Raw genomic sequence first — 26041 nt, 5'->3', positions numbered from 1 at the left:
AAGTCTGCATAGGCATCTTTGGCGTTCGAGGCATCGATGATGACCAGATTTTCTCTGCTTTTTATAAGCAGAAGCTCTTCGACTGTAATAATAGGGGATAAGCTTGTGTCCATGAAGTAAATTTACTCATTCTAAACCGATTAAAAAGGCGCAACAAATTTAAAGCCGATTGTTCCATCAAATATTCCGATCATCCCGCACAAAGTAAAACCGAACTTAGCAAGGTGACGAAAGATAAGAAGTGGCACCTAACGCGTCTGCTATGGCGCCTGCATCACACTCATTCTAATGAACAAGTAATCCATATATGTTCATTTTTTTAAACAAAGTGAACAAATACCATAAATATGTCCATTTTCTTTCATTACTTTGTGTATATGTCCAATATTGGGCTAGATTTGAACATATATGGTATACGATAGAACGAAACCTTTCAACGATCTTCCGTTACTGCCTCCCGAAAATATTGGTGAGGATGTAGACATTCTAAAAAAAATGGTCACGGCATCAAGAGCATTGGCAGGAGTAAACAGTAATATCCAACGTTTGCCCAATCCCTATATGTTGATCAATACTATTGCTCTTCAAGAAGCTAAGGCATCATCAGCTATCGAAAATATTTTTACGACAGAAGACGAACTTTATAAAGCCGTTTCGGATACTATCCAAGAAAAAAACGCAAATCCTGCGACGAAGGAAGTTTTGCGGTATAGGGAAGCGCTTTGGGAGGGGTATAAACGTATAAAGGAAAAGGATGGTATCGACTTGGACAGTATAATTGCCATTTTCCGGCAAATCAAAAATACATCAGGTAGCATACGACCGCCTCATACATTGACGGTAATCCAACGTGGGCAGAGTGAATTTAGATCGGGGGAAATCATCTATACACCTCCAAGAGGCACCGGTTTGATTGAACGATTGATGGAGAACCTACTGGACTACTTAAATGATGACAGGCTATCCGACACAGATCCATTACTTAAAATGTGTATAGCACATTACCAATTTGAAGCCATACATCCTTTTCCCGATGGGAATGGTCGTACAGGACGGATATTAAACTTACTCTATTTAGTGAATAAAGGCCTCTTAGATCAACCCGTCTTGTATCTTTCCAAATACATCATCGTTCATAAAGATGATTACTATTATAATTTAGGCACCGTTACGCAGCGCGGAACTTGGAAGCCATGGATACTCTATATGCTAGACGCCGTTGAAAAAACAGCACTATTGACCAATCAGCTTATTAACAGCATACTGGATCAAATGGAAACCACGTTGGAATATGGTAAATCAACCATCAAATGGTATAACAAAGAAGTAAATGAGCTACTGTTCAGCCAACCCTACATCAAACCAAAGTTGATCAGTGATGTCCTGCAAATAACCTCCAGAACAACATTGACCAAATATTTCAATGAACTGGTCGCCGCACGAATACTCACATCAGCGAAAGACGGACGAGAAGTTTTTTATATCAATGAGGATTTGATTCGCATATTGGAGGGTTAAACCATCATTTACTTATATTCGGTCGGAAGATATAGAATCTAAGTATCCGAAATTAGTTTTCCATCAAAACCAATTTTATATTTCGTATTAGAAAAATCCGTAAGTAAAATTCCTTCGTTTTCGATTTTGAATTCTTCCTGGTTCTTTATATTGATATCGTTTCAATTTGTAATCAGTTTTGGCAGATTTCCCATTAGAACACTTCTCCATTCAGTGTATGGGTGCAGCAACTACAAAAAGGGGTTAAATCATTTGCCTTTAAGTTTGGATTCGATAGCTGTAAGTTTTCTGAGTCATCTACATACATTCCTGAAAAATATGATGATTCACCAATTCTCACATAATCCTTTTTATTGTTTGAATTTAAAGCCACTATCCAAAATATTGGTTCTGTTTTATCTAGCCTAGACTTAGCTTCGCTAAACACCTCATTCCAGTTTGAACCAACTTTTGATAGCAAAAATCTAAATAGTGGTGTATAGTCGAGGCCACGATTTTTTTTGCCGAACATAGTACCCCTAATCTGTTCCGGAGTTTCACCTTTTTTATTTTTTGAATATTTAAAGTCACCGCCAAAGTTATGATGGACACCTCTCGCTCTCGTATTTACCTTTCGGTATAATGGTTTTTTAGCATTATCGTATTTTGCCATTTTTTTAAAATTATCCTTAACCGCGGTTTTTGTTCTGTCCAGCAAGCTTGTCTAACCATTTTTTCCTTTCTTTTACAGTTCCATATTTTTTCTTTTGTGGATCCCAGAGTGAATTTATCTCTGTCGTAGCATTTTTATCAGCTAAATTCGCAAATGCCTTCGCTTGCTTCAAGTTACCTTTAAACTCAAAAATTATCGCCATAACAGAATACATTATATAGTTTTGACCCGGGAACGTTAAAGTGTCGTGTCCTATTTTTTCTGTCAATAATTTCTCAACTGAACCGTACAAGTCGGTTCTCTCTGCAAGAACAACTGTTTCAGAGAAGTTCAAGTAAGCGCTAGTAATAACATTAGGAAATTCTCTTTCAAAGTCAAGTGACTTCTGAAAATACATCAGTGCAGTTTCATAGTCTCCTTTTAACCTATATATCTCTCCTAATGAGTTATAGGTTTGACTTTTTTCAATCCTGTCGTCTGGATAGTCTGTCAGAATTTTGTATAAAAGTACCTCTGCTACCGACAATAAATTTTTATCTTTAGTTTCAATAAGTTCGACTGCTTGTACTCTTAAATATTGTGGCCTTCCGTTCTTTCGTGCACGGCCAAGCCTGACGAAATATTCTTCTTCATCTGCTCTAGTCCAACTTTTTCGCCTATACCAATCCGCCATTGTCGTTTCTTTAAAAAATTACCGCCAACTATTTTCTTGCCCCACCATTTTTCGCTCAATTCCTTTTGTAAAGATAGTTTATAAAGTAAATTTGTGTTTTTTATTCCGCCACTATCCCTTCGCCACGGATCATAATGTTATTTCTTTTATCAATGTTCTCTTTGGATTTTGTCAATAATTTTATTAATCCTATCTCGACATTGTCTTTATTTGTTTTCAGTTTGTCGATGATTATCGTTAACAGGTTATTTTCATCTACAAAATAACTTTCTTCATCAGAATTGATCACCTCTGCGTCCAGCATAAATACTACAGGCATTTCTTTAAAGCTTGTATATTTATCTTTCAGTTCTGCTAAGGAAATAAATTTAGGAGTATAGTTTGCTTTAGTCTTTATATGGATCTGACCCTCATATGTTTGCGTTCCGATCACGGTATCTCGTTTGATGACATCTATGCTTTCCATTTGTTTAGGGTTAATAGAACCAAGATTCTTAACAAATCTATCATTGACAAAGTAGGCGAGCTGCTGTACCTGTTTCTCTTTGTCAACGATGATCACGCGTAAAGAAGTGTCAGTATTTTTATTGATTGTAACAGGCGTGGATTTCCTTGAGAACACATTTTTCGCTGTTTGGGCAAATGAATGTGTTGCAGTAAACGCGATTAGAATTAGAATGAGCTTTTTCATGGTTAACTAATTGTGGATCATATCTTTTTAAAAAAATGAAAAAATCGTTGCCACATATTAGGTCGTTTAACAATAACTTCTCCTATGTAAACGATATCTTCGTCTAATATCACTTTAAGCGGACGAATTGTTTCTTTTTTTAGCTTTATTCTTATCGTTTTGCTTTTATAGCCAATGTATTGAAAAAATAGCGAAACTTCCTCTCTGTTCTCTTTTGCAAATTTTAGGGCGAAATGTCCGTTAGCATTTGTAGATGAGAGGAATTGCTTATTTATTGAGATAGGCACGTCCATCAGAGGATTATTCTGTTTATCTGTGACAACCCCTTTGATAGTTATAGAGTCAATCTGAATTACGTAATTAATGTCGATAATACTTTCGTTATGCTTGAACGTTGCCTGTGCAGATTTGATCCCTATCACAGTTGAAAGAATTAAACCGGCAGCTACTCTGATATATTTTTTGCTTTTCCAAAGCCAATTGGCGTAATGTCTATCCGGGAAGGGTACAGGGGTTATTCTGCCACAGATCTTTTTGTTGGCATTCTGGATGTATCTCACGATATCTTCTGTATCCCAATTCGTAAAATCGACTACTTCCGTTTGGCAGACAGAACAATGTCGTCCTCGTTCAGAAGGAGGCATATTACTCCATTTCTCAGTGCAGGGTTTTGGAATTTTTATAGACATACATTAGTTAGTTGCGTTGGTTATTTTACAGATAATTGTACTGTATAAAGCTACCAAAAATCTTTTATAATACAATATTTCTCCATTTGGAACAAGCGTACGATTTCATTATCACAGCATCGTACTATGTCTCGAGCAGAAATTGATGAGTTGCTATGGAATAAGTTGCCTGATTGGATGACGGATGGGCAGAAGAAAAAGAAAGTAGAGAATTTGATAATGGAGCTTAGAAAGCATAATAAAATTATCAACAAAGGATCTTTCAAACATTCTTCTTGGGAATTAGTAAGCTGATTTTAGGAGAAGGATTAGGAGAAGATTAGTAGTAAGATTAGGAGAAGGACCATATACCGAGGAATGTATATTAGCGAAGCTATCTGCTATCTGATAGCATACCGTAGACAATAATTTCATTGTCAACCTATTTAACAATAGAACTATTGCTAAAATGTCGCCATTTACATTTCTCCCCCCCCCCCAATACTCCCACAAAATTCGTAAATTTAGCCATCAAGCCGTTTTTGAAGCACACCATGACAGATATCGAACAACTCTTGCAGCAGATCAGGAACTTTCGCGATGCCGCGACTGGCAGCAGTTCCACAATTCCAAAGACCTCGCCGTAGCCCTCAGTATAGAAACCTCCGAGCTACAGCAACCATTTCCGTGGAAAGGCAACGAAGAAGCCCATCCCGAAAAGCTAAAAGAAGAACTGGCAGATGTACTGATGTATGCCCTTTTACTGGCCGACAAGCATGGACTCGATATCAAACAGATCATCGATGACAAGATCAAGCGCAACAACGAGAAATATCCAGTTGAAAAAGCAAAAGGCACCGCCAAAAAATACAATGAACTATAGCCACATATGGATAGGTGATACAGGACGAGAAGTTTTTAATCGAAATGCAAGCGACGCACTATCTTAAAGCACCTCTTTATCGCTGATTTCGAGATTCTTGGGATTTGCGACGGCATCAATTGAATAATAAAGAAAGAAAGCCATAAAAATATTCATGAGTATAAATGACGTCAGTTAACGAAAAATTAAGTGTGGTGTAGGTTGTTCTCAAAATAATAAAGTCCTCCAAACAGATGATCCCAAATTTTATCCAGCAACATCAAAAATGGTAATATTGCAAAGGCAGCGATCAGGTTAAATAACACTTTACGAAAAATATTGTATCCTTATCTCATGGGACATAGATGTTACGACTTTTCTTTACTCGGGCGAATTTCTACATATCTGTCGATTAGCAGATATGCTAGTAACGAAATTAATATCCCCATGCCAATGGATACGCCGAGGTAAACAGTATACCAATCGTATATTGGCCCCCTAACAAACAACATCACTTCAACAAGAACGATGCTCATCAAAATTAACATCTTTTTCCAAACTGCAAGCGGTCGTTTCCTCTTTCTATAATAGCGATCTTTTATCAATTGAAAAGGAAGAAGTGTTGTCCAATGCTGTTTATCATAAAAGTTATGATTTGGGAAGTCCTATTGAAGTACAGGTCTGGCCGGATAAGATTGAAGTATTAAGCTACCCTGGGCCTGTTCCCCCTGTAGATGCGCAAGTTGTACGCACCCAACGCAGAATTGTTGCTAGAGAATATCGTAATCGACGGATCGGAGATTTTCTAAAAGAACTAGAGCTGACGGAAGGTAGAGGCACTGGATTCCCTGCTGTTTATGATGCTATGGAGAAAAATGGTTCTCCGGATCCTATCTTTGAAACTGATCAAGACCGGAACTACTTTTTAGCTATTCTACCTGCTCACCAAGGAATTAGTAACAGAGTTAGTAACGGAGCTACTGTACTGGAATTTAATACCTTAGATGATTTAATCAAATTTAGTAACGGAGCTAGTAACGGAGCTAGTAACGGAGCTGGAAAATCTGTACATACTATATTAAAGGAAAGTATTCATGATCGAGTTCAGGAAATGTTATCTATACTTTCTCATCATATGACTAGACAGGATTTGTTTGATGCCATGGACCTGACCAACCAAAGTAGAAACAGAGCAAAGTACTTGGATCCTTTGATTAATTTGGGGTGGGTAAGCCAAGATTATCCGGGAGAAAAAACACACCCTAACCAACGGTATAAAATTACTGAAGCTGGCAAACGGGTTTTGAAGCTTTTAACGCAATAGCCTACTATTCTTGCCAAGAAAATAACTTCATATAAGGAAACTTGGAAAGATCGGTTTGGCGAAATCGGACGTGCGTTGATTGCTATCTTTTTATTGATTTCCTTGCTTGGTGGCGTGGTTACCTTTTTGACTATTTAACACCGTAACACGAAACAGAACCTAGTCATGTATTTGCCAATATCGATACACTTTATTTGTTTGAATTAGATCGAGATATGCTTAGACAACTGCGAAGCGATGACGTTATAGTTATAGAAAAATTTACAATATAATACGATGAAAATCCCTGTAATTCGGCTGAATAAAAAAGACACCACCATCGTTCTTTTGACGCTGCTATCTCCCTTATTATTCTAGTAGTATTTATCATTTGGGAATCCACGAACAGCACTCCAGGTCAGTTCTTTTTTGAAGACAGAATGAAACGAGGTTTTCACGGCACTATCGAATCCATATACCGGCAAAAGAATAACCATAATGTGATGACGATTGTGAATAAGGACCAACAATTGGGCATTGAACGTTCGTGGGAATCTAAATTTCAACTTGGCGATTCTGTTTCAAAAAATGAAGGCAGCCAACTGGTCGAGTTATATCGTCATGGGCAGTTGATTGAAGTTTTAGACTATAATGATATTGCCAGAGAAAGAGGATATATCGACTAAGCTTCCAACTACCATTTAAATTAATTTGTCAGGTCGTCCTTTCTTCTAGCATTGCTTAAACAGTATTCGCACAATGTTCGGACTTTGTTCGCCCATTCAACGGGAATTTACTGAGTGTTTACCGAGAATTTACCGTACTCAACACGGTGAATCGCCGGTACTTTTCCGGTAAAATCCCGGTACTCTTCCGAACAACTTGCGAATAAGTAGCGAACCAAGTATAAAGAAAGAGTAAATGAAACTCCCACAAAATTCGTAAATTTAACCATCAAGCCGTTTTTGAAGCACACCATGACAGATATCGAACAACTCTTACAGCAGATTAGTTAGTCGAAGATATCAATATCCAAAAGCAACTGAAAAGTGAAAAATACCGAAATCACATTCAAAGAATTTACAAAAACCTATATCAGCGATTTTCCTGATAAGTTTCGGTATTTGGGAACTCCTCTTCAGATTTATACATTAGAAGATTTGTCGTCTGGAAGCATTGCCACGCCGACACCGCTCTTAAAAGCAAATTTTAATTTTATCATCTTGCCTACAACTGGAAGTTTTGAGCAGCAGGTGGGCAACCTGATAAAAAAAGTATCAGAAAATCAAGCATTATTAGTAATGCAAGGCGAAGTAACGTCACTGTTGCGGAAAACTCACAACATTAAAGGCTACTATATTATTTTTGATGACAAAGTTCTACAGCAGTTCAAAGACCAACTTTATTTTTTCAAGTTGTTTACCACTTCCCCAATCATTCATTTGCACAGCAACGACTTTAAATTTGTCGAGCAAACTAGCAAACTGATAATGCAGGAATTGGGAACCTCAATGCCTGATGAACAAATTGCACTGTACCTTTTCCAATCTCTATTACTGAAACTTTTAAAATCTTCGGAACTGAAAAATGGGCTGTCAAGGCAGTATGATATTGCCATTTCGTTCCGGGCTCTCGTGTATAAGCATTATTCAGATGGTTACAGCATAAACGATTATGCCAAACAGCTTCGTATTTCATCAAACTACTTAAACCGTTGTATCCAGAAGGTTTGGAATAAGTCAGCCAAACAGTTTACACAGGAGTTTGTCATTATACAGTCCCAAAAATATTTACAGGATTTTTCCGAGCCTATATCTCGCATTGCCTACCATTTGAACTTTAGCGACCCCTCTTATTTCGGCAGGTTGTTTAAAAAAATCATCGGCATTTCGCCACAGGAATATCGCTCAAAGCTGATGCACGATTTGTCCGAGTAGTAGAACCGCCAGTCCCTACGTTGTGGTATTAATTTGACCAATTTTGCACTGTCGAAATAAATGATTATGATAGTTTTTAAAATTACGTTTTTGTTTGAGTTAGCTGTTCTTTTTAGTCAAATAGCGTTTTCACAAGCAGATACAATGATAACACGAAAGGAAACCATTACAATGAAGCATTTTAGTTTACTGGTACGAGTCCCTGAAACCTACAATTCCGAAAAAGCGAAATTGGTAAACCCTCAATGGGATAAACTTGTGGAAGAATGGAAAGATACAGGTGTTTACGTTTTAAGTTTTGCTTTTCCGGGTGAGAGCTATACCGTTTCGGGAGCAAAAAAAGAGGTAAGAAAAGAAATAGTTTTTGCCGACAATCTTAAAGTTGTAAGCAATGTTGTTATTCAAGCAGAAGATATGGAACATGCATTGGAACTTGCTAAATCGATTCCAGTTCTCGCATATGGCGGAAGCGTCGAAGTTAGGGAAATTCCAAAAAAAATTAGTAAGTAGCGAGGCGATGTAGTAGATCATGATCGCATTGAAATGTCGGTTTACGAATTTGGAAACGGGACTTCCTTTAGCGAAAGAAAGCACCCTCTGCCAGCCTGCCCTTCAGTCCCTGCAGGAGCATCAGCCCTAGGTACACATCCGTTCCGTATAAGGTAGTAGTCTCATCACATCATCTTTGTGCTCATATTCAGTATCTTCCTCCGCAATCATTTTCTCAAATAATTGAGTGATTCTTTCTAACTGGATATCATTTATCTTACATTACCTATCCTGAGTACGATTTTGACACGCTAATTAATGATGTCATGATTAATCGACTTAGTTTTTTTGTAAAATTCTAAATATATTTGGGATATGACACAAAGATCATATAACCAACCAGTTAAGCCGGGGAGCATATGCGCGTTGATAGCATTGCTCGTTATCTTTTACACGCCGAGTTTTGCACAAAAAATAAGCCTATACGATCTCTGGACGGAATATCAGGATGATCCGTTGAGTCTGGAGACTGCGCGGCCCCGATTTAGCTGGAAGCTGAACAGTAATGTCAAAAACACGACGCAGGAATCCTACGAAATCCGCGTCGCTTTAGACGAGAAAAGGCTGACCTCCGGAAAAGATCTGATCTGGAAAGATAAACAGAACAGTGATCAGTCGGTGCATATTCCGTATGACGGTCCGGAGCTGAAGTCCGCGACGCGCTACTATTGGCAGGTACGGGTAACCGATAACCACGGAAATACATCGCCGTGGAGCACTGTGAAGCTGTTTCAGATAGGACTGAAGCATGAAGATTGGACGGCGCAATGGATTTCCGTGCATGGGCAGGACACTTCTCTGCGAAGCCCGCTATTAAGGAAACAGTTTAAAATCAACAAGAAAGTGAAGCAAGCCTTTGTGTATATCACGGCAAAAGGTTTGTACGAAGCAGCGCTGAATGGCGGCCGCATCGGCGACGATTATTTCGCGCCGGGATGGACCAGCTACAATAAGGGACGCTTGCAATACCAGGTATACGACGTAAGTAAGCAGGTGAAAATGGGTGAAAATGTCATCGGCGTGACGATAGGCGATGGCTGGTATAAGGGACATATCGGCTTTGGAAATCAACGGAGCTATTATGGGAAGACCCGTGCCCTGCTGATGCAGCTGTTGGTAACGTATGCCGACGGTAGCAAAGACGTCATCCAAACAGACGATAGCTGGAAAAGCAGCTACGGCCCGATCTTATGTTCCGATATTTATCATGGGGAGACTTATGATTCCAGACTGGAAAAAACGGGTTGGGATAATACCGGGTACCAAGAGGATGCTTCATGGCTGCCGGTGACTGTCCTACCTGACGGTAAGTCGGAGCTGGTGGCTATGGAAGGCCCTGCTGTACGCATGCAGGAAAGGTTGAAGCCGCTGAAATTGATGATTACCCCTGCCGGAGATACGGTTGTCGACTTCGGTCAGAACCTGACAGGCTGGGTACGGATGAAAGTGAAAGGGCCATCGGGTAGGGCGGTAATCCTAAGTCATGCCGAGGTTTTGGATAAAGCCGGTAATTTCTATACGGAAAACCTACGAACCGCAAAAGCACAAAACAAGTATATTCTAAACGGAACGGAGCAGGTTTTTGAGCCACATTTTAGTTTTCAGGGGTTCCGTTACCTAAAACTCGAGGGATATCCAGGGGCCGTGGACACGGCAGGCCTGACGGCAATTGTGCTCCATTCGGAAATGAAACAAACAGGAACATTCAGTACGTCCAACCCGATGTTAAACCAGCTGCAGCATAATATTTTCTGGGGGCAGAAAGGTAATTTCCTGGATGTGCCAACAGATTGCCCTCAAAGAGACGAAAGGTTAGGGTGGACGGGTGATGCGCAGGTTTTTTACCGGACTGCTGCTTACAATATGGATGTGTCCAGATTTTTCACCAAATGGCTAAAAGACCTAAAGGCTGAGCAGCAGGCCGATGGTAAGATTCCTCATGTGATCCCGAATGTCATTGCAGACTGGGAAGCCGGTTCCAGCGGCTGGTCCGATGCATCGACCATCGTCCCGTGGGAGATGTATATGGCCTACGGTGATAAACGGATACTCGAAGAGCAGTACGAGAGTGTGAAAAAATGGGTCGACTATATCAAGGGGATATCCAAAAACAACCTATGGAATAGCGGGCGGCATTTCGGCGACTGGCTGTTTTATCGTCCAGATGATGACACGGATGGGAGGGCCGCTGTGACAGACAAATATCTGATTGCCCAGACCTTTTACGCCCATTCGACCCAGCTACTGATCAATACCGCTAAAATATTGGGCAAAACGGAAGACGTCGAAGCCTATTCCGGTTTGCTGCAGGATATTAAAGATGCTTTTGTAAAAGAGTATTTAAGCGCCAATGGAAGGCTCGTGTCGGGAACGCAAACGGCCTATGTATTGGCTTTAAATTTTGACATGTTGCCGGAGCACCTGCGGGAACAGGCTGCCGGCCGCCTCGTCGAGAACATCAGGAGCTATGACAACCACCTGACCACGGGTTTTTTGGGTACGCCCTATCTGTGCCATGTATTAAGTCGGTTTGGCTATACGGACGTCGCGTATGATCTTCTCTTGCAGGAGAGCTACCCCTCCTGGTTGTATCCGGTGAAAATGGGTGCGACGACCATATGGGAACGGTGGGATGGCATCAAGCCGGATGGCAGCTTCCAAACAGCAACTATGAATTCATTTAACCACTATGCTTATGGAGCAATCGGCGATTGGATGTACCGGAGTATTGCCGGAATCTTGCCCGACGGAGCAACACCCGGCTATAAGAAAATCATCATCAGGCCTCAGCCGGGAGGGAAGCTGAACCACGCAAAAGCAGAGCTGATGACGAGCTATGGATTACTGAGGTCGTCTTGGGAAATCGCGGGCAACCGTTTCAGGCTGCGCGTACAGATTCCGGTTAATACGACAGCAACCGTTATACTGCCGAATGGAAAGCAGGAACAGATAGGTTCAGGAAGCTATGCGTTCGAAAGCTTACTTATTATAAGACAGTAGAGTAATGCCACTTGACAATGATTTTATTGCCAAAATGATTGACAAAAGATTTGTTGTCAAAGCAGATTCGTGTGGCATGTCGGAATTTAATCTAAATCGACGATTGATGAACATGTACTCAATATCTTCAAAGAGGGAGAACTGGTTGAGAGTGAAGTAAAGAGATTATAATTTATGACTCCAAGTTGCATCCCCCAATATAAAGAATATTTGGCTTTCAGTCATGCTGTCTGCAGGTTTCTAATCTCATTTTTTGTCGGCTTTCGTACGTATATCTTCATGTCAAATTCACACGCGCCAAATTGTTCGTAATAATAAACCATTTTAGTTCAAACGTTCTCATCTCAACGACAAACCTATCATTACTATGCTTGGTCTTTAGAAAATAGCTTACTGTTTGCATCTAAGTTGGTTGTTTATAATATGTTTAATCTGACCTGTCCCAATAATTCTTGAACCTTCCCGAAAGTCAAATTTCATTTTATCATTAAGTAGTCCAGCGAAATGTTCGATAGCTATAATTTTGATTTCAGCTTCAACCGTGTCTCCAGGATAAACAGTAGTTCTATCAATAAAGGTCTGCTGTCCTGAAGTCTGCATTTCTGAAAATTCAAATTTTACTTGTGGGTGATAGCCTGAAAACGCTGGCGTCTGTCTTCCACCTTGTTCTTTCGTAAAATATGTTAGCGTAGCTATAAAGTCAGCTTCCCCTTTGTCAATCTGAAACTTGTTATTGTGAAAATATTCATAAGCAGCAACGTCAATTTCTCCACCGGTCAATTCATTGTCGTTTTCGTCGAAAAGTTTATAGCATGTTTGGTTATCGCCGATACTTGCGTCACCATCTAGTCCTAATAATATCGTGTATAATGTGTCGCGTAGTGATCCGCCAAGAATTTGTCTTAATCTCTCTTTTCCTTTATCATCAAGGTTACTTATTTTAAACCGACTAAAAAGGTACAAGCATAACCCAGCGCTCCTACCATTATAGCTAAGAAGAAAATTATTAGTACGACGGAATAATCATGTTTAATTTCATCATAATTTACCTTTCCCGCGTACGGTTTTAATCTCTTTGCAATTTTAAAGCCGATTGTTCCATCAAATATTCCGATCATCCCACACAAAAGTAAAACCGAACTTAGCGAGGTGACGAAAGATAAGAAGTATCCTGTGAAGAAATATGTGATGAACGACAAAACAGTGAAGTAACCATAGTTGAACCTAAACTTTCTGGAAGCTATAGCACCCAACGCGTCTATCGCAGTTACTGATAATAAAGCGATACCTACTATAAAGAATATGTCTAAAACCACCCCACTAATATATCCAATATTTACACTCGATGCAAAATGAAAATGTGTTTGCGCCGATTCGGTATAATCAACAATAATTCCATTTCTCCTCCCCATACGTCCACAAAAGTCGTAAATTTAGCCATCAAGCCGTTTTGAAGCATAAACACAGCGGAAAAGCGGTTCGGAAATTAAAAACGTTAAAACCTGCGATTTTTGTGAGAGAACACCATGAAAGAATTTTTGCACGATAACAGAGTTTATTATAATCCTATTGAGTTTGCAATGGCACATATCGGTGGTACTTGGAAAATGCCAATATTAATCAGCCTTAGGAATGGTGCATTACGTTACGCCGATTTGAAAAAAACTATACCACACATTTCAGATAAAATGCTGTTTACGCAGCTACGGGAATTGGAAAATAAAAATATGATTACGCGAAACACATTTGTAGAAAAACCGCCTCGCGTAGAATATCAGTTAACCGAAAAAGCGGAAAAAGCCTTACCTGTCATTGACCAATTAACCGAATACGGCACCGCTCTAATGGAAGAAGTTGGCATTGGTTAAACTCAGTAACCGAATAGTAGAATAACAAAAGACAGTTAATGTCCTTTATATACAAAAAAGTATATAAACATGGTTCTATGTTCTGATGTGTTTAGATTTGCTTCAAACAAATTTCAATAAAGAATGGAGCATTTAGAGCATCAAAAAGATTGGCTGACGGTACCGCAATTGCCATGTGTAGCCATAGAAGAAACCGTTACCTTCTGGGAAATGATGGGTTATACAACTACCTATAAAATGACCCGGCCTTATCAATACGGTATCGTTGAAAAAGGCGGGTACGAGTTACATTTTGGCAAGGTAAAAGGGATGACGGCAGCAAACAATCTATATAGCGGTTGCCTTGTTATGGTATCCGATTTAGAAAAAGTTTATAAGAATTTTACCCAAAGGTTTAAACAAAATCTGGGCAGAGTTCCACATTCGGGAATACCCAGAATTTCCAGAATGAAACCAGGAACAGCCCGATTTACATTAACAGATGTTTCGGGTAATTCTATTATCTTCATCAAATATGGAAAAGAACACGATGAAACGTATGAAAAGGCATTTGACGAAAACCAAAGTCCTTTACAGAAATCCATTGCGAAGTCCATAGTGTTTAGGGACTACAAAGAAGATGAAAAAGCATCCGTTAAAACTTTGGATGCCGCGTTGCAAAATATCGAAAACGAAGCGCACGTGGATATCGCGGAAGCATTACTTATTCGAATAGACCTAGCGAGCAATATTAACGATACGATACGAGAGGAAGAATGCAGAGCATTGTTAAACCAGGTGAGTCTAACGGACGAGGAAAAAGAGCGTTTAGCACAAAAGTATAATGTTAAACTCTAACCCTAGTACGGTAGTGCAAATCGAACTGCGTAGTCCTTGGAAAGATATCTACAATCATTGAAGAGGAACGGAGTTTGCAATATGTTGAAGAGACGCCATTGTGGGGTAGTGTAAATTAAATTTGTGACAGTTCAATTTATACTACCTATACTACCGCTCAATCCCTTGATTTAATGTTGCACCACTTTACGCAAAGGCTTGTCCGGGTTGAAAATGTCCACTGAGGGCAATTCTGTTCCAAGCGTTGATGGTAACTACCGCCATAATGATTTCAGCAATTTGGTTCTCGCTAAAAAACCGCGAGGCAAATTCATAAGTTCATCGGTCAATCCATTTTGTTGAATTAAAGTTACTTCTTCGGTGATTGCCAATGCAGCTCTTTCTTGATCAGTAAAAATTTCACTTGTTTCTTTCCAAGCATTGACCAAATATTTCAATGAGCTGGTCGTTTAAGCTATTGGGTAAGCTAGATTTTTCCAAGCCCGTAAAGCATATTAACATGTTGTTTTTGACCTATGAACAAAAGAAACTACGAGTAAAGGAATTGACTACTCTTCCGATGGTGATTGTCATTGCGGGTGTTTTATTATTTTCGCGATCCCGGCACAGACTCATCCAAGATCAAATAAGGAAATTAAGAGAGGAGATGGAGGAATTAAACGAAAGTGAAAGATTAGAATAGGAGCGTATCACCTCGTAAGAGTTTTCGTCCAACTGACGATACAAGGCGTCTTCACCTCATCTTCCGCCTCGGCAGCCCGATCTCGTGCGCCTGCGGGTAAGGCGCCCGGTTCGTCATGCTCACATCCTCACGGATCTGCTGATGAATCTTGTACTGGCTGTCGCGGTCATGGTTGTACCGCGGATCCGGGATAAAAACGGCAGCTTGGCCATCTTGTGGATCGTGAGGGTAGGGAAGTGGTAGTCCACCTCCACCGTGCCGAGCAGCAAGTAGTTTGTCGTTGTTCAGGCGCTCGCAGGACACGAAAACGTATCCAGGTCCATGTGCACTAATTAGCTAGGGAACCCGTCTTAATCTCTGTTGATTAAAAACCGACATAACAATCTCATGCTAGACAGATGGTTGATGCAGCACAAGTTTGTAACATGAGCTTATAGGCTCACCGCTTGCACTATTTAAGCTCACAAAACGGGTTATTTAAGCTTATAATACTTAAGAAAGAGCTCATTATTGATATATAGGCTCAAAAAAATTAACAAATAAGCTCATTTATACGTAACTTTGAGCTTATAAAAGCATATAATGAGCTTCATCATGGCAGAGATAGGTAACGACATTATTAAATTCCTACAGGAGAATCCAACGAGTTCATCTCCTGAAATCCACAAAGGTATCGGCAAAGGGTCTTATGCAACCGTAAAGCGGGTTATTGCTAACTTATTGGAAAGCGGTCAGATCATATCCGAGGGACAACGCCGTGCAACCCGTTATCGGGTAAGTCCAGCCAATCAACTGTTAGGATACATTGATATGGACGCCTATTTTGAAAAAGAGATTGACGAACGCGATATACAGGAAGTATTTAATTTTCAGTTGATCAGGGAAGTGCTGGCCAACGCCGATATTTTTACTGTAGATGAAGCAAGCAATTTACAGCAATTGCAGGACGAATTTCGACGAAACGTAGCGCACATGAGCCAGGATGTGTACAATAAGGAAATGGAAAGGCTTGCCATCGATTTGAGCTGGAAATCATCACAGATCGAGGGCAATACCTATTCCTTGCTGGAAACAGAACGTTTGCTGAAGGATAAGGAAACTGCTGCTGGAAAACCGAAAGACGATGCCACTATGCTCTTAAATCATAAAGAAGCATTGAACTTCATCATTGATAATCCCGATTATGTTGTACCCTTGACCATAGCAAGAATAGAAGATATTCATAGTATTTTGGTCAAGGATCTTCCAGTTGAACGCAATCTCAGGCAACGTCGGGTAGGTATTTCCGGTACAAATTACAAACCTTTGGACAACGAGCACCAGATAAGAGAAGCCCTTGAAGATATGTGCCACCTAATCAACAACAAGAAGAACATATTTGAACAATCCCTGTTGGCACTGGTGTTGTTATCCTACATTCAGGCATTCAATGATGGAAACAAACGAACAGCGCGAATTGTCAGCAATGCCATTCTGATTGCCAATCAGTATTGCCCGATTTCCTTTAGGACGATTGATTCCATCGAATACAAAAAAGCAATGCTGATCTTTTATGAGCAGAACAACATCAGTGTTTTCAAGGAAATATTTATGGAACAATTCCGGTTTGCCGTCAAAACTTATTTTTGATGCCGTAATAGTCCTAAAAGGTATCGGCACCCGCAATACCTTACTGCCGGGAAAGGTTGCCTTTTTCAGTACGAACACATTGCGGTGCCTCTTCTTAAATTCGGTAAGTGGTTGATATTTCCAGATAAAGTCGATGATATGGAGAAGTGTGAAATCATCATGTTGGATAAGGTGCAGAAGAAACGCGCATTGACACCATCGGAAGAGAAGCATCTGAAGACCAAAAAGTTGATTGAAGGTAGAAAACCCAATTACTATATAGGAGTCAAAGTAGCCCAAACAATAGGGCAGAAAGCTGCCCATTATATAGGTTTGACAAAAAAGGAGTTTTTATGCCAAACTTATATCTAATTTGTTTTTCCATAATAAGCGATTTTGGTAGAAACTGTATCTCTTACCGGCTGATAATGAAGTTTCGCACGATTATAGAAAAATTAGAATACCGCATACGATGGATGGGCTAGGAGGTGATGTGCATATTTATTACGTAGACAAATACGGCCGGCATCACGGATTTTCTTACAGAGCAAGCGAAGACATATGGTTTGTTTTGTCAATATTTATTTCGTCACATCTTTCCCCCGCATTTCCAACTCCCTTTTAATCTCCTTTTAAATTATTGCTATTCTGAACGCCGGATCTGGAGGAATACTTTCCCTTCCTACCTTATTCATCTATCACATAACACAACGTTGGGAAATGAAAATACATTAGTTAGTCGACCATTTTCCGCCACAGTTATAGCATCTTTTCGACTTTTTACCAAGAACCAGAGAAATTAGGCCTATAGGGAATAAAAACACCGAAACATAAATTTGCCAAGTGGCATATACGTTTTTTATTTGGGAAGCGGTACCGGAGGACTCGCAATAAGGACATTGATTCAAAGACATTACTATTTTAATTTTAATAATTTATCTACAATAACTCCACCTCCATTGGAGTCTATATCAAACACTCGACTTTCGATTGATGCAAAGTCTGGCGGATAAAAGGTGGCTTCAATTTTCTTTCCTTTTACGTAACTAATAGTATCGCAGATATTCAACAATGACTCCAAAATATGCGAAGTAACAACCACCGTAAGGCCGCTTGCTCTCAGTTTTTTTATAATCACCTTGATTAGTTGTACAGTTTCCATATCAATACCATTAAAAGGCTCGTCGAGGATGACAATTGGCGTATTAAAAGATAAGACGCTTAAAAAAGCTATTTTTTTCTTCATACCAGTAGAATAGTCATCAACCATTTTGTCTAATGGCAACGAGAAAAGGGCATTCCAACCTAAGACATCAAAATCCTTGTTAAAAGCCCCAAAAAGCTGTAAATATTCTTTACCAGTTATCCTTTTATAGAAATAATTATCAGTTTCTAAAAAAGACACGTCTTCTCTTTTAATGGGCATCCCATTATATAAGATTTCTCCTTGCACCTTTTTTATTGTGCCATGAATACATTGTAACAGGGTAGTCTTTCCAGAGCCGTTCGCACCCACTATTCCATGAACCTGACCATTTGGTAAATCCATATTCACTCCCTCCAAAACGGGGGTGCTCTTGTAATAACCTGCAATCAAGTTTTCAACTTTTAACATATAGATAAGCGTTTAGGTTATTTATTGCTCTATTGTAGTATATCACCAATAGCGCAACTGGAATAGGTGCAAAATAAACTATAAAAAAACAGCCAATAGCACCCCATAAAAGAAACCTGTTCAAGCGAAGTGTTTGATTAGGAATGTACATAGCGTACTTAAAACAAATGCTTAAAGTCTGAACAATAAGGCTAATGGCATTAACAAACAATAGTATATACCAATAGCTTCCATGAAAATACATGAAAGTGAGATTAATCGGAGCGAGGCAACATAACGAAAACACTGTTTGCCTCCAGATTTTATAGAGCAGATATTGATGCGGTGAAAGTCTAAAGACCTCTACCATAAGTCTAGATTCGCAACTTATATTGTATGTCGCAAAAATAATAGTCAATATAAAAATTGCTATTACAGATATAATGATATTCGCTCCGAACGCGGTTCCTATCAAAACACAAAGGGAAGAAGCAAAAATGGTTGACCGTATACCAGATTTTAATTCAAATGCCACGTTAGGTACAATACTAATATTTTGCAACAAGCGTTTTTTGTCAAAAAACCTAAAGTTGACTTTTACAATAATTGGCACCAAAATGGCAGTCGTTAACATGCATAGAAAATCCTTATGTATGGCAAAAAGGACGAAAGCAGGCAACGACAATACCATATATTCGAAACCGATTAAAGAATCTGCAAAAGGCCTAAACGAATTTTTAAGGAACTTTAAATCCCCTCGATTTTTATGAAGATATAGCAAAAGACAGGTGTTTGCTGCCATTCCGAACCAAGGTGCAAACAAAAATATTTTGGGAATTAAAATGAGTACGTGTAAACTTATTAAAAGCAACAGACAAACTCTTACGGCTCCAATTTCCTTTAGGAGCCGAAAAGATTGCAATAACCTTGTCTTTAAAAACCGGGAAAATATTTTTTTATTCCTTTCCAAATGCTTCTATTTCAATAAAAAAGTTAAACCGCTTCTGCCATAATTTTGCCAAAACATTACAAACACTTCACCAACCTTAACGAAATTAGGGAAAATAAGTTGAAACTGGATATTACGGTTTGAATTGTGCCACTTTAAAAACCACCTTTTTCTAGGTGCTCTTCTAGTATGTGGACGTACATAAGTGCCATCTAATTATACAGCTAAAAATAGTAAAACAATAACCGACAACAAAAGCTTTTCAAAACCTACCTCGTAGCTTCATGAAATTTCGTTATTCCTTTTTCCACAAATCGCATTCGATAAATCGAATCCGTAAAAACTGGTCAATGTCTTGTACTACCATGTGATCAGCTAACACAACCGGCTGGCTGAATTGCTTGCCTAGTAAGGCGGTCTTTAGTTCTTCTACAGTCATGCGGCAAATGTAACATTTAAAAATACTATTTGTGATCACTAGAAATATTAGCATTTTTCCAGGATGGAAAAGTACATGGGGGTAATTGAAGTTTCGCACGATTATAGAAAAATTAGAATACCCTATACGACGGATGAGCTAGGGGGTGATGCGCATATTTATTACGTAGACAAATACGGCCGGCATCACGGATTTTCTTACAGAGCAAGTGAAGACATATGGATACTACAGTAAACAAATGTCCGGTATGGCCCACGACTTTCAGCCAGCGTTTTTTTAGGGAATGTAAGAAGGAAGCTATAAAGCATGGATATAAAGTCCTCTTTCGTTTTCTACTTTTCCAAGCAGATCTGCACGCAGTTTATTCCCTAATTAGTTTATAAGATCCGACATCGTGTCCAACTTTTCGGTAGGCTTCGGTTTTCGCCGGCAATAGGGTATCTGCTTCGATAATGTATTGCTTTACGAGCTTATGGAGCTCTAATCTGCTTACAGAGTTGAGTTCACCGTCGAAAGGCAGCAATGTATTCACATGATTGTACAAAACTCTTTCAGGTTGATCAGATTCCACGCGGCCGTTCTTGATCGCTTCATTTATTACCGGTAAATAGAAATCGGCATTTTCGCGAATCGACTTTGCTTTTTGTACGTACTTATTATAACATGAATCTTTTTTAACCTGCAGCGAATCTCTTCTAGTCTTAGGTATGTTGGGGTATTTTAAGGCGGCGTCATACCGTTCGTATTCTCTTTTGAAATATAATAAAAAATTGAAGTCATTTTCGACCTTTTTTATTTTATCTGGGTCCGTTTGTGCTGTAGTAGGATTAGGTAAGTATAGGAATACGAATACTAAAAGGAGTTTTTGATATACTTTCATGTTTACAATATTTATCCTCTGTTCTGTAGAACCGAAGGCGCTTGGAACATCACGCGGATGACGAAGTTAAACTCCCAACGTAAACCTATTGTTAAGTGTCCATAAAATAATTTCTTTTACCAAAGAAATAAATAATGTTCTTTATGATTTGTCTTTCGTTTATCGTCTTCCGTATAAAATTCGTAAATTTAGCCATCAAGTCGTTTTTGAAGCACACCATGACAGATATCGAACAACTCTTGCAGCAAATCAGGAACTTTCGCGACGCCCGCGACTGGCAGCAGTTCCACAATTCCAAGGACCTCTCCGTAGCCCTCAGTATAGAAGCCTCCGAGCTGCTGGAACTCTTTCTTTGGAAAGGCAACGAAGAAGCCGATCCCCAAAAGCTCAAAGAAGAACTGGCGGATGTGCTGATGTACACCCTTTTGCTGGCCGACAAGCATGGGCTCGATATCAAGCAGATCATCGAAGACAAGATAAAACGCAACAACGAGAAATACCCGGTTGATAAAGCGAAAGGAACCGCCGCTACATTCAAAATTTTATGAAAGCTATATTGATTATTGCGTTACATCTGTTTATTACTCATATTTACGGACAAGACCATCCAGCTTTGCCTCATCTCTTGACGCAGGAGCCCGTTGTTAAAGAAGGTAGTTGGCAAGATGAAAAGTTGCTTCTCAACCGTATATTTGTTGATGGGTATCATAAATGGAATAAGGATTCGTTGATCAACGTTTTTTTACCCCGCATATTACAAGAAAGAGATTCATTAATGAATACAGTCGACGATACCGTCCGCCAGAGAGCTATTTTGTATTATTATTCCAATGGATTGTTCGATCTCTCTAACAGCATTTTCTACAAGATAGGAAACGACGAGGCTTGGAAGATTATTGCAGATACCACGGTGACGTTGACACCCTTGCCGGATGAGTTGTCGTTGATACATATTCCCATGGCCAACCAATATCTCCACAATTTAGCAATACATGAATTGCGGAAGTTCAGTGGCCCTGAAGTATTTGCAGATGCCACTGGGTTATCGATTGACTCCCTTCAGCGCTTAATCAAAGATTACGGGGAAACTTATTTAGCCCTCCTGCTGTCAAAAAACTATTTGCCACCTTATGCTCATGAAAGATACTTGGCTAATCAGTTGTTGTCCAGTATCGATAAAAAGAACTTGCTTGTCGCAGAGACGATACGTGAGGAGTTAACAAATCATTTCCCCAACAGTTCTTTTTTAATGGTGTGTAATCAGGAACTCGATAGACTCAACGCGCTATTGTTAGCAAACACTGATCATCCCGATATTATTTTTTTAGAAAAGACGAATGACATAGTTTCCATAGGAACGCTTTTGAAACCGTTTCATGGTAAGGTGGTATACTTAGATTTTTGGGGGACATGGTGCGGGCCATGTGTCGCGGAAATCACGCAGCATACACAAGCCCTAAAAGAAAGATTTGGAGATCGAAAAGACATTGTTTTTCTTTATCTCGCTATGGACAGTGATCAAGATCATCAAAAATGGGAACAGTTTATCAGGCTCAATACAGTTACCGGCTTTCATTTGCGGAAAAACAACAAGGCAATAGAGCCCATATGGGTAGACCTGCTCCATACGGAAAATGTCCCCCGCACTTATCCAACGTATGCCATTTTTGATAGATTAGGTCAGTTGGTTACCGCCGAAGCGAAGCGTCCTAGCGACGGTGAAGCATTATATAGGCAACTGAGTGATGCGTTAACCCATACTGAGAACCAAAAAAAATAACTGTTTTTTCCGCTTTCTAGATCTGGTTTAAGGAAACCTCTACGTTTCGTGCCACTATAAGAGATCAAGAAACTACCTCGCCGCTTGAAAAAAAATAAAGCGACATGGCCAACACCCTTGATCCGATGGACTTGCAACCATTAATTACAATAACAGAATTTTCGTTGTAGTGGCCAATAGTGTCGATGATAAACTTCATCCGAAACTGTATTTCACTATAAGCAGATAAACCGTATCTTAACGGCGCATTATTAAGATCGAAAAATAATTAGCAACCACTTAAGAAGAAGTAGAGGATATATTATGAAAAAACTGAAGTTTTGCTTTTTGATACTCATGTTTAGCCTGGTCGGTCAAAAAGCCTCTGCACAACTGTCAGCGCAGAAGCATATCGTCTATTTACACGGCAAAATAATCGAAGACCAAGGTAGGGAAGCCATTAGTGAAGCTTTTGGAAAGTATGAGTTAGATAGCATTTTGGCTGCTTTTAAAGCCATCAATGCCGTCGTATATTGCGAAATAAGAAACACCAATGCGGATCCTAAGCGTTATGCGAAAAGAGTGTCAAAACAAATCGATAGTTTAATCGCTATAGGCGTTCGACCTAAAAATATCACTATTGTTGGCGCCTCAAAAGGTGCAATAATAGCGAGTCATATTTCATCGTTCAATACACATCTTATCAATTATGTTTTTTTAGCAGGCAATAATGCGTATCAAGAACAAAACAATAATTGGAAGTTTCACGGACAGGTCTTATCGATATTCGACGCATCTGACGACATAGCAGGTAAAAGTTATCAATATTGGAAAGATAAGGACAACTATACAACTACTTTCGAGGAGATCGAATTAAACACAGGATTAGGTCACGGATTTCTCTACAAACCGCTGACAGAATGGATGGAACCTACTAAAAAGTGGATAGCAAAACAGAAGCTGTAATATTTCCTGGATACAAAAGTCGAGTGGTTGAGGTTGTATAATGTTGAGACGGGGTGGAACGTGTTGGATCCGCTTGCCGAGTGAGATAGAGCAGGGTCTCCGTATTACTATGCACGAAGATGAATTATTAAGGGAGTAACAATTATAAATGCAGCTACATAAGATGATCAAGGAAAGAATCAATTTTTTTATTATTGTTTTAGTATCATTTACTACAATATCCTGTGATAGCTATGAGCGATATTATGAACAAAACCGAAATGATCTGGATCAGCTCGCTGCTGTTTTACTGACACAGTTAGAAGACGAAGATGTATATTGTATTGATGATAGTTTAAATAGTTTATCCGAAAAAATGCGTGATCTGGGTATTGATTGTGTGAATAGAGACACAATAGAAGGTACTCTTAATTTTATTTTCCAACATAGACAGTCTCTAAGTTCAGTAGAGTTTATTTATCAGTATGATGCTTCTACAGGCAACCCGAAATCGTTTCCTAAGGCTGGGGAAGTAGTGGAAAAATTGTCAGATAAATGGTTCGTACGAAAAATAGCCTTTGATTAGAGGAGATAAGCCAGTTATGATACACTACGATTAAGGAGCAAGGTTTCCAAATGCGATGTCAGAAGAATACCCCACAGATTGGTTTGTACTGAAAAGATCAAGCTGGCACTAGCGCCACCCGAGGGTGGCCCGTATTTGCTGACGCATTACGTTTCTCCAAATATTTTGCCATCAGGACATTGATCTGCTCGATAGATAGTTTACCACTATTTGCCTGCGGATACTTTTTAATAAATTCTTCCCATATTTCTTGCGACATGCTCATTGTGTAAAGATCGTATTTCTGTTCCATAGTGTGATAATATTTCTTAATTCCAGCCAGATTTGCCACAATACGGGAAATTATTTATCTTTGAAACAAGACCAACTTATATAACTTGCTCCATACAAATTAACAATGGCAGAATCTCAAAATATAGAATACAAACAGAGCTGGAGAGACGAATACCTGAAATGGATATGTGGGTTTGCAAATGCGAATGGGGGCACTATTTTCATCGGTAAGGATGATGTAGGTAAGATCAGTTACGATGGGATCCATCGTAATGAAACATATGAATACCCCAAGGAGGCTGTTCGGGAGGCTTTGTTAAATGCGATCGCACATAAAGACTATTCTGGATCAACCCCGATTCAGATTCGGGTATATCCTGATAAGCTTATGATTTGGAATGAGGGGCATCTTCCGGAAAACTGGACGGTGAGTAATTTATTAAAAAGCCATTCATCTAGGCCATATAATCCGGATATAGCAAACTCTTTTTTCCGTAGTGGTTATGTGGAGTCTTGGGGCCGTGGTATTAGTAAAATGACGGAATTGTGTGTAGCCGCTGGACTTCCTGAACCTAGCTATATTGTTGAAGGTTCCGATTTTTGGGTGGTATTCAAGAAGGATATTTATAATGCCGACTATCTTGAATCTCTTGGTTTGAACATCCGGCAGATGAAGGCTGTTTTGTTTGCGAAAGAAAAGGGAAAAATAACGAATAGTGACTATCAGACGTTGACCAATGTTTCTAGGGAAACAGCAACACGAGATATAAAAGATTTGATTGAAAGAAAATTGTTTCAATCAAGTGGACTTAAGGGTGCCGGCGCATATTATACCTTAAATTGAATTGCGTCATTAATTGCGTCAATTGCGTCATGATTGCGCATTTATTGCGTCAAATAATTAACAGAACTTCTTTTTTGCATCTGGCTACGGGCAACTCGCTGGCAATTATGGTAGAGGTTCCGCGATGTCTCAACGATCTCCAGCAGGACCAGCCGCTGTTGCTGCTCCAGACAAACAATGGAAAAAAAGAGCTTTCAAAAGCGGATATTTTCCAGCTCAATCAATGCTCTTCTTGAGCAATTTACTTACTTCTTCTGATTTGTTCACTGTCATAAAATGACCGCCACCCTGAATTTTGTAATCCGTTTTTATGTTTTTGATCGGTAGAATTCTGTCATTGAGCCCATGTATATGAACGTAATTTTGTGGCGTTTGCAGATTCCTCCAAGTCACTACTTTGTCAAGTGCCCAATAAAGAAATTTATTGTCAGTTTCCTCTAGGATCTGTTTTAATAATATTTTGTCGCTCGGTATTTGAGCCCCAAAGAACCAGTTAGAAATACAATTGGCGCTTTTAAGAAACGATGCGGGTATAACGTTATGTATCTTTAGTTTCCCCAAAATCCTATACAGCATTGGTATTTCGTTTCGAGTCTTGGCAGAAGCAATTAAAATTAGCTTTTCAATCGCTAGCGTTTTTGCAACTTCGACGGCAATAATGCCACCGAAAGAAAGACCAATTAAAATCGGGTTTTCAACAATGATTTTCTGTGAGATCCTTTTCGCATACTCCTCAATTCTTTCATCCTTTCGAGGTTCAATCCACTCTACGAATTCGATATCTAAGTTTCCAAAATCTATTTTTTGAAAAACTCTTTTGTCGACACCTAAGCCACTAAAAATGTAGACTTTTTTCATGACGATTTAAATTTTAGTATATTCCGTTCAATGAAACAATGTTTAGATGCACAAATCAATAACTAT

The 26041-nt window shown here is 39.3% G+C and carries 31 protein-coding genes; 19 read left to right on the top strand and 12 right to left on the bottom strand.

Features of this window, described 5'->3' with window-relative positions; all coding sequences use genetic code 11:
- Positions 1-408 precede the first annotated feature (408 nt).
- On the top strand, positions 409-1518 hold the full coding sequence (locus C5745_RS17250) for a Fic family protein (RefSeq protein ID WP_105718260.1): 1110 nt from the start codon (positions 409-411) through the stop codon (positions 1516-1518).
- 193 nt (positions 1519-1711) lie between these two features.
- Here the strand turns inward: C5745_RS17250 and C5745_RS17245 are convergent, their stop codons facing one another.
- The 4 genes from C5745_RS17245 to C5745_RS17230 form a co-directional block, all read right to left on the bottom strand.
- Complete coding sequence (locus C5745_RS17245) at positions 1712-2170, bottom strand: hypothetical protein (RefSeq protein ID WP_105718259.1); 459 nt, start codon at positions 2168-2170, stop codon at positions 1712-1714.
- A gap of 16 nt (positions 2171-2186) precedes the next feature.
- Positions 2187-2843: a tetratricopeptide repeat protein gene (locus C5745_RS17240; protein WP_105718258.1), complete on the bottom strand. Its 657-nt coding sequence runs from the start codon at positions 2841-2843 to the stop codon at positions 2187-2189.
- Positions 2844-2943: 100 nt separating this feature from the next.
- On the bottom strand, positions 2944-3534 hold the full coding sequence (locus tag C5745_RS17235; RefSeq protein ID WP_105718257.1) for a hypothetical protein: 591 nt from the start codon (positions 3532-3534) through the stop codon (positions 2944-2946).
- A gap of 17 nt (positions 3535-3551) precedes the next feature.
- Complete coding sequence (locus tag C5745_RS17230) at positions 3552-4223, bottom strand: carboxypeptidase-like regulatory domain-containing protein (RefSeq protein ID WP_105718256.1); 672 nt, start codon at positions 4221-4223, stop codon at positions 3552-3554.
- A 126-nt stretch (positions 4224-4349) separates the two neighbouring features.
- Between C5745_RS17230 and C5745_RS20315 the strand changes: the two genes are divergently transcribed.
- The 7 genes from C5745_RS20315 to C5745_RS17195 all read left to right on the top strand — a co-directional run bounded on the left by C5745_RS20315 (position 4350) and on the right by C5745_RS17195 (position 11853).
- A complete protein-coding gene (locus C5745_RS20315; RefSeq protein WP_165793126.1) occupies positions 4350-4517 on the top strand; it encodes a hypothetical protein in 168 nt (55 codons plus the stop codon).
- A gap of 154 nt (positions 4518-4671) precedes the next feature.
- Positions 4672-5085: a nucleotide pyrophosphohydrolase gene (locus C5745_RS17225; RefSeq protein ID WP_105718255.1), complete on the top strand. Its 414-nt coding sequence runs from the start codon at positions 4672-4674 to the stop codon at positions 5083-5085.
- Positions 5086-5719: 634 nt separating this feature from the next.
- A complete protein-coding gene (locus C5745_RS17215) occupies positions 5720-6388 on the top strand; it encodes an ATP-binding protein (RefSeq protein ID WP_207795832.1) in 669 nt (222 codons plus the stop codon).
- 419 nt (positions 6389-6807) lie between these two features.
- Positions 6808-7053, top strand: a complete 246-nt coding sequence (locus tag C5745_RS17210; protein ID WP_105718252.1) for a hypothetical protein — start codon at positions 6808-6810, stop codon at positions 7051-7053.
- A gap of 363 nt (positions 7054-7416) precedes the next feature.
- Positions 7417-8304, top strand: coding sequence for a helix-turn-helix domain-containing protein (locus C5745_RS17205; RefSeq protein ID WP_105718251.1), 888 nt, complete (start codon positions 7417-7419; stop codon positions 8302-8304).
- 60 nt (positions 8305-8364) lie between these two features.
- The gene (locus tag C5745_RS17200; protein WP_105718250.1) at positions 8365-8814 is read left to right on the top strand and encodes a YciI family protein; all 450 of its coding nucleotides are present in this window, start codon (positions 8365-8367) and stop codon (positions 8812-8814) included.
- Positions 8815-9168: 354 nt separating this feature from the next.
- On the top strand, positions 9169-11853 hold the full coding sequence (locus tag C5745_RS17195) for a glycoside hydrolase family 78 protein (RefSeq protein ID WP_105718249.1): 2685 nt from the start codon (positions 9169-9171) through the stop codon (positions 11851-11853).
- Positions 11854-12243: 390 nt separating this feature from the next.
- Here C5745_RS17195 and C5745_RS17190 read toward each other — a convergent pair whose 3' ends face one another.
- Together C5745_RS17190 and C5745_RS17185 are read right to left on the bottom strand one after the other, a co-directional pair.
- Entirely contained in the window at positions 12244-12816 is a 573-nt protein-coding gene (locus C5745_RS17190) for an EF-Tu C-terminal domain-related protein (protein WP_105718248.1), read from the bottom strand.
- Positions 12789-13265, bottom strand: a complete 477-nt coding sequence (locus C5745_RS17185; protein WP_105718247.1) for a hypothetical protein — start codon at positions 13263-13265, stop codon at positions 12789-12791. Before C5745_RS17185 ends, C5745_RS17190 begins: the two co-directional genes overlap by 28 nt.
- Positions 13266-13379: 114 nt before the next feature.
- Between C5745_RS17185 and C5745_RS17180 the strand changes: the two genes are divergently transcribed.
- Positions 13380-13721, top strand: a complete 342-nt coding sequence (locus tag C5745_RS17180) for a winged helix-turn-helix transcriptional regulator (protein WP_105718246.1) — start codon at positions 13380-13382, stop codon at positions 13719-13721.
- A 123-nt stretch (positions 13722-13844) separates the two neighbouring features.
- A complete protein-coding gene (locus tag C5745_RS17175) occupies positions 13845-14558 on the top strand; it encodes a VOC family protein (RefSeq protein ID WP_105718245.1) in 714 nt (237 codons plus the stop codon).
- Between the two features lie 254 nt (positions 14559-14812).
- Here C5745_RS17175 and C5745_RS17170 read toward each other — a convergent pair whose 3' ends face one another.
- Entirely contained in the window at positions 14813-14995 is a 183-nt protein-coding gene (locus tag C5745_RS17170) for a carboxymuconolactone decarboxylase family protein (RefSeq protein ID WP_105718244.1), read from the bottom strand.
- Here C5745_RS17170 and C5745_RS17165 point away from each other — a divergent pair.
- The 3 genes from C5745_RS17165 to C5745_RS17150 all read left to right on the top strand — a co-directional run bounded on the left by C5745_RS17165 (position 14995) and on the right by C5745_RS17150 (position 17220).
- Positions 14995-15240: a hypothetical protein gene (locus tag C5745_RS17165; RefSeq protein ID WP_105718243.1), complete on the top strand. Its 246-nt coding sequence runs from the start codon at positions 14995-14997 to the stop codon at positions 15238-15240. The genes C5745_RS17170 and C5745_RS17165 overlap by 1 nt on opposite strands.
- Before the next feature lie 594 nt (positions 15241-15834).
- Positions 15835-16869 carry a Fic family protein gene (locus C5745_RS17155; protein ID WP_105718263.1) on the top strand — a complete coding sequence of 345 codons (1035 nt, stop codon included), beginning with the start codon at positions 15835-15837 and terminating at the stop codon, positions 16867-16869.
- Positions 16870-17007: 138 nt separating this feature from the next.
- Complete coding sequence (locus C5745_RS17150; RefSeq protein WP_133166377.1) at positions 17008-17220, top strand: hypothetical protein; 213 nt, start codon at positions 17008-17010, stop codon at positions 17218-17220.
- A gap of 544 nt (positions 17221-17764) precedes the next feature.
- Here C5745_RS17150 and C5745_RS17140 read toward each other — a convergent pair.
- Together C5745_RS17140 and C5745_RS20310 are read right to left on the bottom strand one after the other, a co-directional pair.
- Complete coding sequence (locus tag C5745_RS17140; protein WP_105718240.1) at positions 17765-18463, bottom strand: ATP-binding cassette domain-containing protein; 699 nt, start codon at positions 18461-18463, stop codon at positions 17765-17767.
- 1223 nt (positions 18464-19686) lie between these two features.
- Positions 19687-19830, bottom strand: coding sequence for a hypothetical protein (locus tag C5745_RS20310; protein WP_165793124.1), 144 nt, complete (start codon positions 19828-19830; stop codon positions 19687-19689).
- Positions 19831-19893: 63 nt separating this feature from the next.
- Between C5745_RS20310 and C5745_RS20305 the strand changes: the two genes are divergently transcribed.
- A complete protein-coding gene (locus C5745_RS20305) occupies positions 19894-20064 on the top strand; it encodes a hypothetical protein (RefSeq protein WP_165793123.1) in 171 nt (56 codons plus the stop codon).
- A gap of 127 nt (positions 20065-20191) precedes the next feature.
- Here the strand turns inward: C5745_RS20305 and C5745_RS17130 are convergent, their stop codons facing one another.
- Positions 20192-20710, bottom strand: coding sequence for a hypothetical protein (locus tag C5745_RS17130; RefSeq protein WP_105718238.1), 519 nt, complete (start codon positions 20708-20710; stop codon positions 20192-20194).
- 143 nt (positions 20711-20853) lie between these two features.
- Between C5745_RS17130 and C5745_RS17125 the strand changes: the two genes are divergently transcribed.
- The 4 genes from C5745_RS17125 (at position 20854) to C5745_RS17110 (ending at position 24000) form a co-directional block, all read left to right on the top strand.
- The gene (locus tag C5745_RS17125) at positions 20854-21258 is read left to right on the top strand and encodes a nucleotide pyrophosphohydrolase (protein WP_243403381.1); all 405 of its coding nucleotides are present in this window, start codon (positions 20854-20856) and stop codon (positions 21256-21258) included.
- On the top strand, positions 21255-22490 hold the full coding sequence (locus tag C5745_RS17120; protein WP_105718236.1) for a TlpA family protein disulfide reductase: 1236 nt from the start codon (positions 21255-21257) through the stop codon (positions 22488-22490). Before C5745_RS17125 ends, C5745_RS17120 begins: the two co-directional genes overlap by 4 nt.
- Before the next feature lie 303 nt (positions 22491-22793).
- Entirely contained in the window at positions 22794-23435 is a 642-nt protein-coding gene (locus tag C5745_RS17115; protein WP_133166376.1) for a hypothetical protein, read from the top strand.
- Positions 23436-23583: 148 nt separating this feature from the next.
- Complete coding sequence (locus tag C5745_RS17110; RefSeq protein ID WP_105718234.1) at positions 23584-24000, top strand: hypothetical protein; 417 nt, start codon at positions 23584-23586, stop codon at positions 23998-24000.
- Positions 24001-24097: 97 nt separating this feature from the next.
- Here the strand turns inward: C5745_RS17110 and C5745_RS20120 are convergent, their stop codons facing one another.
- On the bottom strand, positions 24098-24292 hold the full coding sequence (locus C5745_RS20120) for a hypothetical protein (RefSeq protein WP_133166375.1): 195 nt from the start codon (positions 24290-24292) through the stop codon (positions 24098-24100).
- A 105-nt stretch (positions 24293-24397) separates the two neighbouring features.
- On the opposite strand from C5745_RS20120, the gene C5745_RS17105 reads away from it, so the two are divergent.
- Positions 24398-25117 (top strand): ATP-binding protein, encoded by a 720-nt coding sequence (locus C5745_RS17105; RefSeq protein ID WP_105718233.1) that lies wholly within the window; start codon positions 24398-24400, stop codon positions 25115-25117.
- 216 nt (positions 25118-25333) lie between these two features.
- Here C5745_RS17105 and C5745_RS17095 read toward each other — a convergent pair whose 3' ends face one another.
- Positions 25334-25975: an alpha/beta hydrolase gene (locus tag C5745_RS17095; protein ID WP_105718231.1), complete on the bottom strand. Its 642-nt coding sequence runs from the start codon at positions 25973-25975 to the stop codon at positions 25334-25336.
- Between the last annotated feature and the right edge of the window lie 66 nt (positions 25976-26041).

Origin of the sequence: Sphingobacterium haloxyli, assembly GCF_002980525.1 — a bacterium.
GTDB classification, from domain to species: domain Bacteria; phylum Bacteroidota; class Bacteroidia; order Sphingobacteriales; family Sphingobacteriaceae; genus Sphingobacterium; species Sphingobacterium haloxyli.
Note: the sequence above shows the minus strand (reverse complement) of the source record. Positions and strands in the feature narration are given on the sequence as shown.